The 11,731-nt window shown below is 71.5% G+C and carries 10 protein-coding genes and 1 pseudogene; 1 reads left to right on the forward strand and 10 read right to left on the reverse strand.

Going from position 1 to position 11,731, the window contains the following annotated elements:
• Positions 1-18: 18 nt before the first annotated feature.
• The 6 genes from MKK60_RS10980 to MKK60_RS11005 form a co-directional block, all read right to left on the reverse strand.
• Positions 19-678, reverse strand: a complete 660-nt coding sequence (locus tag MKK60_RS10980; protein WP_243985684.1) for an HAD-IA family hydrolase — start codon at positions 676-678, stop codon at positions 19-21.
• Positions 679-700: 22 nt separating this feature from the next.
• On the reverse strand, positions 701-1,066 hold the full coding sequence (locus MKK60_RS10985) for a hypothetical protein (RefSeq protein WP_243985685.1): 366 nt from the start codon (positions 1,064-1,066) through the stop codon (positions 701-703).
• Between the two features lie 166 nt (positions 1,067-1,232).
• The gene (locus tag MKK60_RS10990; protein ID WP_243985686.1) at positions 1,233-2,768 is read right to left on the reverse strand and encodes an RluA family pseudouridine synthase; all 1,536 of its coding nucleotides are present in this window, start codon (positions 2,766-2,768) and stop codon (positions 1,233-1,235) included.
• A gap of 70 nt (positions 2,769-2,838) precedes the next feature.
• The gene (locus tag MKK60_RS10995) at positions 2,839-4,086 is read right to left on the reverse strand and encodes an Hsp70 family protein (RefSeq protein WP_243985687.1); all 1,248 of its coding nucleotides are present in this window, start codon (positions 4,084-4,086) and stop codon (positions 2,839-2,841) included.
• 70 nt (positions 4,087-4,156) lie between these two features.
• Positions 4,157-4,486, reverse strand: coding sequence for a GlpM family protein (locus tag MKK60_RS11000; RefSeq protein WP_147843991.1), 330 nt, complete (start codon positions 4,484-4,486; stop codon positions 4,157-4,159).
• An 8-nt stretch (positions 4,487-4,494) separates the two neighbouring features.
• A complete protein-coding gene (locus tag MKK60_RS11005; RefSeq protein ID WP_243985689.1) occupies positions 4,495-5,808 on the reverse strand; it encodes a replication-associated recombination protein A in 1,314 nt (437 codons plus the stop codon).
• 314 nt (positions 5,809-6,122) lie between these two features.
• Here MKK60_RS11005 and MKK60_RS11010 point away from each other — a divergent pair, with 314 nt between their 5' ends.
• Positions 6,123-7,640: a putative bifunctional diguanylate cyclase/phosphodiesterase gene (locus tag MKK60_RS11010; protein WP_243949541.1), complete on the forward strand. Its 1,518-nt coding sequence runs from the start codon at positions 6,123-6,125 to the stop codon at positions 7,638-7,640.
• A 30-nt stretch (positions 7,641-7,670) separates the two neighbouring features.
• On the opposite strand, the gene MKK60_RS11015 is transcribed toward MKK60_RS11010, so the two are convergent.
• The 4 genes and pseudogenes from MKK60_RS11015 to MKK60_RS11030 form a co-directional block, all read right to left on the reverse strand.
• On the reverse strand, positions 7,671-9,170 hold the full coding sequence (locus MKK60_RS11015) for a Do family serine endopeptidase (RefSeq protein ID WP_147728139.1): 1,500 nt from the start codon (positions 9,168-9,170) through the stop codon (positions 7,671-7,673).
• Positions 9,171-9,317: 147 nt separating this feature from the next.
• On the reverse strand, positions 9,318-10,139 hold the full coding sequence (locus MKK60_RS11020) for an alpha/beta fold hydrolase (RefSeq protein WP_243931760.1): 822 nt from the start codon (positions 10,137-10,139) through the stop codon (positions 9,318-9,320).
• 196 nt (positions 10,140-10,335) lie between these two features.
• Positions 10,336-10,866 (reverse strand): MucR family transcriptional regulator, encoded by a 531-nt coding sequence (locus MKK60_RS11025; protein WP_147729521.1) that lies wholly within the window; start codon positions 10,864-10,866, stop codon positions 10,336-10,338.
• A gap of 727 nt (positions 10,867-11,593) precedes the next feature.
• Positions 11,594-11,731, reverse strand: a pseudogene (locus MKK60_RS11030) (sugar transporter); the annotation flags it as partial.

Below are 11,731 nucleotides of genomic sequence, written 5' to 3' on the forward strand. Positions count from 1 at the left end.
GCGGTTTCGCGAGCCCGATCAGCCGCCGGACCCGTCCCGGAACAGGTCGCCGAGAGCCGAGGCCGTGTCCACGACAGTCACGGCGCCGGCGCCGAACAGGGCGCCGGCGGGATGATAGCCCCAGGCGACGCCGATGGCCGCGGCGCCCGCCGCCACCGCCATCGCCATGTCGTAGCTGGTGTCCCCGACCATCACGGTCGCCGACGGGCCGACGCCCGCCTCCGCCATCGCCTGGAGCAGCATCGCGGGATCGGGCTTCGAGGGTGCGTCGTCGGCGGTCTGGGTGGTGGCGAACCACCCTTCCCAGCCGTTGAAGGCGACGAGGTGGTCGACGCCGCGCCGCGACTTGCCGGTGGCGATGCCGAGCCGCACGTCGTCGCGGGCGTGCAGCCGCGCGATCAGCTCGCCCATGCCGGGAAACAGCGGCTCCTCGTAGTCCGGGTCGAGCCGGAGGGCGTTGAACGCACGCTTGTAGCTCTCGGACAGCTCGGCGACCGGGCCGTCGTCCCCGACGAGGCGCCGGAACGCCTGGGGCAGCGAGAGGCCGACCACGGAGAGCGATTCGGCGCGGCTCGGCGCCGGAAGCCCATTCTCGGCGAACGCCGTGACCTGCGCGGCGACGATCAGGTGCTGGCTGTCGACCAAGGTGCCGTCGACGTCGAAGACGACGAGCTTCACGTGCCGGGACGGCAGGGCCGCCTCACGGCCTGCGCTCCGCGGGTGCCGGCGCCGATGGCGTCGGCGGGGCCGACGCGGGCGCCGTCGCGGCCGTCGGGGCCGCCTGCTGCTGCGCCGCCGACGGGGTGCGCGGCCGCTCGTAGCCGAGCTTGCACCGGATCAGGAATCGGCGCCGCCTGCCGCCGTGGAGCGCGCGCGCATGCGAGGCGCGGTTGCACGCGGCGTACGAACGCCGCCGCTTGTCGCCGCTGCGGGCGCTGGGCGGCCCCGCGCGGCCCAGCGACGGCTGCGCCTGCGCGCTCGGGGGCGCCGCGGGCGCGGCCGTCGCCAGCGTCTCGGGGCCGAGCAGGCCGAGGGCGGCGAGGCAGGCCAGCGTCGTGAGCTTCATGTCGATCAGGTCTCACCACGAGGGTCGATGTCGGCCGGGTGCCCAGGGCGGATGGCCGCCGGCCCGGTGCCCTTCGAGGATATGAGCCTCGCGGGGCGGTTGCCAACCCTCGCGGCCCGCGCCGTGCACGACGGCCAGTCGCCGCCGCGATCACGAACGCTTGGCCTCACGCCTCCGGCGCGTCGACGATCGGGTCGTAGCGCGCGGCATCGAAACCGAGCAGGTTCCAGCTCTGGGCCATGTGCGGCGGCAGCGGCGCGCTCACGTCGATCGGCTTGCCGGTGCGCGGATGCGGGATCACGATCCGGCGGGCGAGCAGGTGGAGCCGGTTCTGGATGCCGCCGGGCAGCGCCCAGTTCTCGACCGAGAAGTATTTCGGGTCGCCGACGATCGGATGCCCGATATGGGCGGCATGCGCCCGCAATTGGTGCGTCCGCCCGGTCACCGGCTTGAACGACAGCCACGACACCTTCTGCGCCGCCTGGTCGACGGTGGCGTAGTAGGTCAGCGCGTGGGTGGCGCCCTCCTCGCCGTGCTGGGCGATCCGCATGCGGGCGTCGGCATCGGTCGGCTCTTCCTTGACCAGGTAGGTCGAGACCCGGCCCTGCGGCGTGCGCGGCACGCCGGCGGTGAGCGCCCAGTAGATCTTCCGGGCCGCCCGCGAGCGGAAGCTCTTGGCGAGCGTCGCCGCCGCGACCCGGGTCTTGGCGACGATCAGGCAGCCGGCGGTGTCCTTGTCGAGGCGGTGGACGAGGCGCGGCTTCTGCCCGTCTGGGCCGGCCAGCGCCTCGAGCAGCCCGTCCACGTGCCGGACGGTGCCCGAACCGCCCTGGACCGCCAGGCCGAACGGCTTGTTCAGCACCATCATGTCCGCGTCCTCGTAGAGGATCAGCGAGCGGATGTACTCGGCGTCGTTCTGGTCCCGCACCGGGTTGCGCGGCCGGTCGGCGGGCTGGTCGAGCTTGAGCGGCGGCACCCGCACCGCCATGCCCGGCTCGAGCCGGTCGTTGGGCTTGGCGCGCTTGCCGTCGACCCGCAGCTCGCCCTTGCGGACGATGCTCTGGACCCGGGCGAAGGGCAGCTGCGGGAACCGCGCGGTGAGGAAGCGGTCGATCCGCATCCCGGCCTCGTCGGTCTCGACGGTCAGCGTCTGCACGCCGGACGCCAGCGTCGCCGAGGCCGCCGCGCGCTGCTGGCGCCGGGTCGGTCCCTCGGCGAGGGGCGCCGGCATCTCGTCGGCCGGCCGCGGACGGGTCGCCCGCGCGATCGCCGGCTTGGTACGGGACGGCTCGGCGCGGGTCTGCTCCGTCGAGGCGTGCTCCTCCGGCGCCGGGCGCCGCGGCGCGCGGGCGGGCCGGGGGGCCGGCTCGGCCCCCTCGACCTCGCCCCAGGGCGACCGTCCGGTCGCGTCGTCGCCGCGAAGCTGCGCGGCGCGCTGGGCCGCGTCCAGCGCCGAGCTGCGCGGACCGGTGCCGGCGCGCTCGGGCCGGCCGAATCGCGGCTTCCCGGGACCGCCGGCGCGGGGGCCGCGGCTCGCGCTCTTGCCGAAGGCGGCCTTTCCGGCCGCGGCTTTGCCGGCCGCGGACTTCGCGGCGGGCGGACGGCCGGAGCCCTTGCCGACGGTCTTGCCTGCGCCCTTGTCCGGGCCCCGGCCGGAGCCTTTCCCGGCCGAGCCGCCGCCGCGTGGTGGATTGCCTGTCATGCGAGGGCGTTAGCACCCGCCCGCGGCGGCGACAATTCGCCCTCGCCGCACGGCAGGCCGGCGTCGCGGCTCAGGCCGCCCGGCGGATCGCCTCGATGGTGAGACCGATGCCGACCGAGCCGAAGGTGTCGCCCTCGACGACGCGGGCGCCGGGCAGGCAGGACGTCAGCCCTTGGCGGACATGCGGCAGGCCGGTGGAGCCGCCGGTGAGGAACAGCGAATCGATCCGGTCCGCGCGCAAGCCCGCCTGGGCGAGGCAGCGCCCGACCCGCTCGGAGATCCGCACCGCCAGCGGTTCGGTGTGGGACACGAGGGCCGTCCGGTCGACCGAGGCCGCCAGGCCCGGCTCGATCCAATCGAGATCGACTTCGGAGGCGCCGTCGTTCGAGGCGGCGATCTTGGCGCCCTCGACGGCGATGGCGAGCGAATGCCCGCGCTCCAGCTCGACCACCGTGCGCAGGCGCTCGACGAGGTCCGGACGCGCGCCGTCGCGGATGATCTCGGCGATCTCGCGCAGGGTCTTGGCGTTGTAGAGCCGGTTGATGCTCGACCACGTGGCGAGGTCGTGGAAATAGGCGTTCGGCACCGAGAGCTCGGGGCGCTTCATCGGGCTGCCGAGGCCGAGCAGCGGCATCACCGTGCCGAGGCTGAGGAAGCGGTCGAAGTCGGTGCCGCCGATGCGGACGCCGTCGTTGGCGAGGATGTCGTCGGCCCGCTCCGCCTTGGCATGCCGCTCGGGCGACAGCCGCACGATCGAGAAGTCCGAGGTGCCGCCGCCGATGTCGGCGATCAGCGCGATCTCCTCGCTGCGGACGCTCTGCTCGTGGTCGAGCGCCGCGGCGATCGGCTCGTACTGGAACGAGACGTGGCGGAAGCCGATGCTCTCGGCGATCTCGCGGAGGGTGTCCTCGGCCCGGCGGTCGCCCTCGGCGTCGCCGTCGACGAAGTGGACCGGGCGCCCGTGCACCACCGTGTCGAAGGTCTCGCCGGCCGCGGTCTCGGCCCGCGCCTTCACCGCGGCGAGGTAGCGCCCGATCACGTCGCGGAAGCGCACGCGCTCGCGCCCGACCGGGGTCGTCTCCTCGATCAGGCCGGAGCCCAGCACCGACTTGAGGCTGCGCATCATCCGGCCCGGCGTGCCCTCGACATAGGCCTCGGTCGCCGCCCGGCCGATCACCGCCTCGCGGTTCGGCTCGAAGAAGATCGCGCTCGGGATGGTGACGTGGCGCCCCTCCAGCGGGACGAGGCGCGGACCCGGCGCGGTGCGGTGTCCAAGGGTCGTGTTCGACGTGCCGAAATCGAGGCCGCAGGCCGCCATCGGGTCTTTGTCTTTCGCGAAGGGTCGGGGGGCGGGTGCCCTACAGGCTGACGGGCGCCCGGTCCAGCGTTCACAGCCAGCGCGGCGCGAGGAAGATCGCGAGCGCGGCCAGCAGCCATGCACAAAGCCCGCCGAGGAGGGCGAGGCGATGGTCGCAGAACCCGCCGAGCCACCACGCCACGGCGAGGAAGACGAGGTAGGCGGGAATCGTGCGGACGCCCGCGAGGCAGGTCTCGCGGAAGGCGCCGGCCTCGCCCTTCGCCCCGACCGCGAGCAGCGCGATGATCGCGAAGGTCGGCGCCAGCGGCAGGATGCCGGGCAGGACGTTGCCGCGGCGCGAGGCCAGCACGATCGCCATCGTCACGAGGCCGCCGGCCACGCCTTTCAGGAGGACGTCCATGCCGGCGCTCATCCCTCCTCGCGCCGCGCTTTCCGAAGCTGCTCCCAGTGGGCGAGCCGGTCGCGGTAGCGGCTCTCCATGCCGCGGTCGGTCGGCGCGTAGAGGTGCTGGCGGCCGAGCCGTTCCGGCCAGTAATCCTGCCCCGAGAACGCCTCCGGCTCGTCGTGGTCGTAGCGGTAGCCCTCGCCGTAGCCGAGCCGTTTCATCAGCTTGGTCGAGCCGTTGAGGATGGTGCGCGGCGGCGGCAGCGAGCCGTGCTCCTTGGCTATGCGGGTCGCGGCCTTGTAGGCCTCGTAGGCGGCGTTCGATTTCGGGGCGCAGGAGAGGTAGATCACCGCCTGTGCCAGGGCGAGCTCGCCCTCGGGGCTGCCGAGGAAGTCGAACGCGTCCTTGGCGGCGGTGGTGATCACCAGCGCCTGCGGGTCGGCGAGCCCGATATCCTCCACCGCCATCCGCACCAGCCGGCGGGCGATGAACAGGCGGTCCTCGCCGCCGTCGAGCATGCGGCAGAGATAGTACAGGGCCGCGTCCGGGTCCGAGCCGCGCACCGTCTTGTGCAGCGCGCTGATTAGGTTGTAGTGGCCCTCCTGCGCCTTGTCGTAGATCGGCGCGCGGCGCTGGACGAGCGTCTGCAGCACCTCCGCGTCGAGGATTTCGTCGGGCTTGGCGGAGCGCCAGACCTCCTCGCACAGGGTCAGCGCCGCGCGCCCGTCGCCGTCGGCCATGCGCACGAGCACGCCGCGCGCCTCCTCGGTGAGCGGCAGCGCCTGGCCCGTCAGGTCCTCCGCCCGCGCGATCAGCTTGGCGATGGCGCCGTCGTCGAGCGCGCGGAACAGCAGGACGCGGGCGCGCGACAGCAGCGCTGCGTTGAGCTCGAAGGACGGGTTCTCGGTGGTCGCCCCGACGAGCGTCACCGTCCCGTCCTCCATCACCGGCAGGAAGGCGTCGAGCTGCGCCCGGTTGAAGCGGTGGATCTCGTCGACGAAGAGCAGCGTCCCCTGCCCCGTCGCCCGGCGCTTGCGCGCGGCCTCGAACACCTTGCGCAGGTCGGGCACGCCGGAGAAGATCGCCGAGATCTGCTCGAAATGCAGGTCGGTCTCGTGCGCGAGCAGGCGCGCCACCGTCGTCTTGCCGGTGCCGGGCGGTCCCCAGAACACCAGCGAGCCGAAGGTCCGCCCGCGCAGCAACCGCGTCAGCGCGCCGTCCGGGCCGGTGAGGTGATCCTGGCCGACGACCTCGGCGAGCGTGCCGGGCCGGAGCCGGTCGGCGAGCGGGCGGGGCGCCGACGCATCGAGGCCGGCGGTTGCGAACAGGTCGGGCATGCCGGCATCAACACCCTGCGCCCCTCCCTCGGCAAGGGCCGCCGAACGTCGGGTCGGCCTGATTCGAGCGGCCGGGATCGGCGCCGACGCGGGCGCGTGTGCCCGACGAAGGGCGAAAGGCTCCATTTACCCCCGCGACCGAAGTCTTCGTCCGGCGTCCGCCAAACGAGCCGTGCCGCCTGCCGCCGCCAGGACGCGTGAGACTCCCTTAAGCTCGCCCGTGCTCAGGGTGAGACCGATCGGGGGGACGGTTCATGATCGGAAAACGCGGCAGCTGGGGCGAAGGAGAGCTTTACGAGGTTCTCTGCTTGCTGATGATCGGTGCGTGTTTATGGGTCATCGGAATTCAATTTGAGGTTTTCTCCTGGCTCAATGCTTTCGTCCAGGCGCACCAGCTCTCCAACGAGTTCATGCTCGTGGCGCTGATGGGGATGGCGGTGTTCGTCGCCAGCCTGCGGAAGTCCCTGCTGCTGCGGGTGGCGATGCGCGAGCGCGACATCACCGCCGCCGAGGCCGAGGCGGTGGCACGCCACGACGTCCTGACCGGGCTCGCCAACCGCCGCCTGTTCCTGGAGACGCTGGAGCGCCGCAGGGCGGCCGCGACCCTGGTCCCGACCCAGGCGGTGCTCCTGGTCGACCTCGACCGCTTCAAGCCGGTCAACGACATCTACGGGCACGCGGCCGGCAACGCCGTGCTGTGCGCCGTCGCCGAGCGCCTGTCCGCCCTGACGCCCGACGCCGGCCTCGCGGCCCGGCTCGGCGGCGACGAGTTCGCCCTGCTCGTGCCGCTCGACGGCGGCAGCGACGGCCTGACCCGGCTCGCGCAAGGGTTGATCGCGGCGATCGCGGCGCCGATCCAGTGGCAGGGCAACGAGCTGAAGGTCGGCGCGACCATCGGCATCGCCCTGATCTCGGCCGACCAGGCGGATGCCGACGTGGTTCTGCATGCCGCCGACCTCGCGATGTACCAGGGCAAGAAGGACGGCCGCGGCGTGTTCCGCGTGTTCAAGAGCGCGATGGACATCGAGCTCAAGGCGCGGGCCCAGCTCGAGAGCGAGCTTCGCGAGGCGATCGCGAGCGGCGCGATCGAGCCGTACTACCAGCCGGTGGTGACGCTGCCGGAGAAGACGCTGGTCGGCGTCGAGGTGCTGGCCCGCTGGCGGCACCCGGTCCGCGGGCTGCTCGCGCCGGCCTGCTTCATCGGGATCGCGGAGGAGACCGGCCTCATCGCCGAGCTCAGCATGAAGCTCCTGCGCCAGGCCTGCCTCGACGCCCGGGACTGGCCGCCCCATTTCCAGCTCGCGGTCAACATCGCGCCGCAACAGTTCCAGGACCGCTGGCTGTGCGAGCGCATCCTCGCGATCCTGACCGAGACCGGCTTCTCCCCGAGCCGCCTCGAGGTCGAGATCACCGAGACGGCCCTGGTGCAGGACCTGGAGGCGGCCCGCACGACCCTGACCTCGCTGCAGAACCTCGGCGTGCGCATCGCCCTCGACGACTTCGGGACCGGCTATTCCAGCCTGTACCACCTGCGCGAGCTCAAGTTCGACAAGCTGAAGATCGACCGCACCTACGTCGACACCATCACCATGAGCGCCGAGCGGGCCAAGCTCGTCGACGCGATCATCAAGCTCGGCGCCAGCCTCGGGCTGGTCACCACCGCCGAGGGGATCGAGACCGATGCCAGCGTCGACTGGCTTTCCGACCAGGGCTGCGACTACGGCCAGGGCTACCTGTTCGGCGCCCCGATGCCGAAGGACGCGATCACCGCGCTGATCGGCAAGCCGCTCGAGGAGATCCAGGCCACCGCCATCGCGTTCCAGGCGGCCTGAGGCCGGGATCGCGTCCGGGCCGGTGCGGCCTCAGCCGCCGAACATCGAGGTCAGCACCTCGCCGTTGCGGTTGATCGCGATCTCCCAGGCGCTCTGCACGGTGCGGGTGGCGCGCTCGACGTCCTTCGTCGTCGAGACCGGCTGCCCGTTGATCGAGACCAGCATGTCGCCCTTCTGCAGGCCGGCGCGCGCCGCGATCGAATTCTCGTCGACCGCCTGCACCGCGACCCCGTCGACGGGGAAGTCCGTCAGCATCTCCTCGGCGACGGCCGGCGAGGTGTTGATCAGCGTGGCGCCGAAGAACGGCGAGCGCGTGCGGACCTTCAGCACGTCGCGCGGCCGCGTCTCGGGCGCCGGCGTCAGCTTGACCGGGAGCGTGCTGCGGCTGGTGCCGCGCAGGATGCCGAACTTGGTCTGGCCGGTGATGCCCTTGAGCGCGAAGCGGTAGCCGAAGGCTTCCGGGTCGTCGACGCTCAAGCCGTCGACCGTCAGGATCAGGTCGCCGCGCTTCAGCCCCGCCTCGTCCGCCGGGCTCTTGGCCTGCAGGCTCGCCACCAGCACGCCGGTCGGATGGTCGAGGCCCATGCTCTCGGCGATGTCCGGCGTCACGCTCTGCACCCGCGCGCCGAGCCAGGGCCGCCGCACGGTGGTGGCGCCGTTCTTGGCGGTCTCGACCACCGCCTTGACCATGCTGGCGGGGATCGCGAAGCCGATGCCGTGGCTGCCGCCCGACTGCGAGTAGATCGCGGTGTTGATCCCCATCAATTGCCCGCGCAGGTCGACCAGCGCCCCGCCGGAATTGCCCGGATTGATCGCGGCGTCGGTCTGGATGAAGAACTGGTAGTCCGACGAGCCGACCTGGGTGCGCGCCAGCGCCGAGACGATGCCCTGCGTCACCGTCTGGCCGACGCCGAACGGGTTGCCGATCGCCATCACGAAGTCGCCGACCTCCAGGCTCTCCGAGTCGCCGAACGGCATCGGGATCAGCCCGCCGGTCGGGTTGGTGATCCGCACCACGGCGAGATCCGTGCGCGGGTCGCGCAGCACGATCGTCGCCTCGAACTCGCGCCGGTCGGCCAGCGAGACGCGGACCTCGTTCATGTTGTCGATGACGTGGTTGTTGGTGATGATCAGCCCCGACGCGTCGACGATGACGCCGGAGCCGAGGGATTTCTGCGCCCGCTCGCCCGGGGCGCCGCCCTGCCCGCGGCCGCCCTCCGCGCCGAAGAACCGACGCATGAACTCGTCCATGGCGCTGGTGCGGGCGTTGGGCCGCTTGTCGATGTGCGAGGCGTAGACGTTCACCACCGAGGGCGCCGCCCGCTTCACCACGGGGGCGAAGGAGAGCTGCACCTCGCTCTTGCCCGTCGGCGCCGCCTTCTCGGGCATCGCCGACTTCAGCGGCGGCGCATCCGGGGTCTTGACGTCCGGTGTCTTGACGTCCGGTGTCTTGGCCATCTGCGCGGCGGCGGGGCCGGCGGCCAGCATCAGCGCGGCGACTAGGACGATCGGGGTGGACGGGCGAGGCATGCAGGGCTCCGGGCGCTCGGGGTCGTCGGGGCGCCGGGCCGCCCGCGGCGGCGCGGGCCGGCCCGGACCGACGGGCGTTTGCGGCCTGTCTATCGCGGCCGAATGCGGCGCGCGAGAGCCCGATCCCGGGCTCGCGCACGCACGCGTTCAGCCCTTCAGGAACGCCAGCAGGTCGGCGTTCAACCGTTCGGCATGGGTGAACGGCACCGCGTGCGGGGCGCCCTCGTAGACGACGAACGCCGCGCCGGGGATCGCGGCGGCGGCCGCCTTTCCCGATACCGCGATCGGCACGGTCTGGTCGTCGTCGCCGTGGATCACCAGCGTCGGCACCGTGAAATGCGCCATGTCGGCCCGGAAGTCGGTGGTGCCGAAGGCGCTCACGCAAGCGGTCGTCGCCTTGGGCGAGGCCAGCATCGCCAGGTTGCCGGCCCAGGTCATCGTCTCCGTCGAGACCGGCGAGTGGAAGACGCCGGCGCCGAAGAAGGTCTTGGCGAAGTTCGCCAGGAAGGCCGGACGGTCCTTCACGAGGCCGTCGATCATGCCCTGAAAGAGGCTGCCGTCGACGCCGTCGGGATTGTTGCCGGTCTTGAGGAGGTAGGGCGTCACCGCGGAGACCAGCACCGCCTTCGCGACGCGCGCGCCGCCGTGCCGGGACATGTAGCGGGCGATCTCGCCGCCGCCCATCGAGAAGCCGACCAGGGCGGCGTCGCGAAGATCGAGGTGGTCGAGCACCGCCTTCAGGTCGTCGGCGAAGGTGTCGTAATCGTAGCCGGTCCAAGGCTGGTCCGACCGGCCGAAGCCGCGGCGGTCGTAGGCGACGACCCGGTAGCCCGCCTCGGCGAGCACCGGCATCTGATGTTCCCACATGTCGGCGTCGAGCGGCCAGCCGTGGATCAGCACCACCGGCCGGCCGGTGCCCCAATCCTTGTAGTAGAGCCGTGTGCCGTCCTTTGTCTCGATGAAGGCCATGTCTCGCTCCTGCTCGGATGGTCTTCCGCGGCGACCGCCCGGCCGGCGCGCAAGCCTGTCGCCGAAAGCAAGCCGACGACGCGCCGAACGTTCCGAGGCCGCGTAGAATGCAGAAAGGCCGGAGGGGTCATCCCGCCTCCGGCCTTCCGCATCGCAGGTCTCGTGTCGTCGCGTCCCGGGTCGCCGAGGCGGGTCCTCAGGCGTCCTTCTTCTTCCGGGGCGCGCGGGTCTTCTTGGCGGGCGCCTCGGATTCGGCGGCGGGCGCCTCCTCCTCGGTGACCACCGGCTCGGACGGGGCGGCCTTCGCCACGTTCTTGCGGCGCTGCTGGCCGAGGCCGAGGGCGCGGGCCAGCTCGGAGCGCTGCTCGGAATAGCTCTGCGACGTCATCGGATAGTCGGGCGCCAGGCCCCACTTCGCGCGATACTGCTCGGGCGAGAGGCCGCGCAGGGTCAGGTGCCGGCGCAGGGTCTTGTACTGCTTCCCGTCCTCGAAGCTGATCAGGTAATCCGCCGTGACCGAGCGACGGATTTCCTGCGCGGTCGCCTTCGGCGGCCCGACCTCGGCGACCGGGCCATTTGCACCAGACACGCCGACGATCGCCTCGTGCACATCGCTCAGAAGCTTCGGCAGTTCGGCGCTCTGGACGTGATTGTTGCTGACATAGGCGGAGACGATGTCCGCGGCCAACGTGATGAAGCGGGCCTTGTCGATGTCTGGTTCACTCATGATCTTCGTACCGTCATTCTGACTTCGGGTGATAGTTCGAACCGTAAGCTCAGTTTCGGCACCCGGCAAGATTATTTCGGGGTTTTTGACCGAATCCTGAGGAATTCCGGCCTGATCGGCGGTACTCCGGCGCAATGCGCAGATCAAGAACCTCAGCGATGCGGACAAACGTTCGGAAATGTCGGCTGATTCGAACTAAATTGTGCGCAATTCTCCCGCGCGGTCGCACCAATCCATGGTTGTTGGGAAAAAATCCTGATGCCGATCCTGCGGCGATCGCGCGCCGCAACACCTTGCTCGGCGTATCGGTCAGGTGGTTCTAGTACCGATGAACTAGCCGATTTTCGCTGCTGGGGTGCTGCACGGTGCGCGGCGCAGCGATCGACCGACGGGCGAAAGCCCGGATCGGCCGTTCCCGGCGAAGGGCAGGTGATTCGCGTTGCGCGATCACCGCGGCGGTCGATCCGCCAAGGGCGGCCGACGGCACGCCGAGGCGCGCTCGGGCGCCGACCGGCATGATCCGAGGTTCGCGCGTCGAATCGACGAGGATGCCACGCGAGAACGCCGGTGGCCGACGCGACCGTCCTGCGGCGGTTGCCGCGCCGGATCCGTCCTCGACGTCGAACCCGACGGGCGTGCCCCTCCCGCCCGGGCTCGCCGTCGGCGCCGCGGCACGACGGGATTGTCCCGGAACCGCGTCAGGGGGCCGTTGCGAGCCGGTCGTCGCCTACCGTGAGTAGGCGTAGACGGAGGCTGCGGATGCGACGGGGCCTGCGACGGTGGAGAAGACGCTGACGACCTTGGAGACTTCGGTGAAGGGGGCGTTGGAGACGTAGACGAGGTCGCGGTTTCGCATGCGGAAGGC

The sequence above is a fragment of the Methylobacterium sp. J-092 genome (genome assembly GCF_022829325.1).
In the GTDB taxonomy this organism is placed as follows: domain Bacteria; phylum Pseudomonadota; class Alphaproteobacteria; order Rhizobiales; family Beijerinckiaceae; genus Methylobacterium.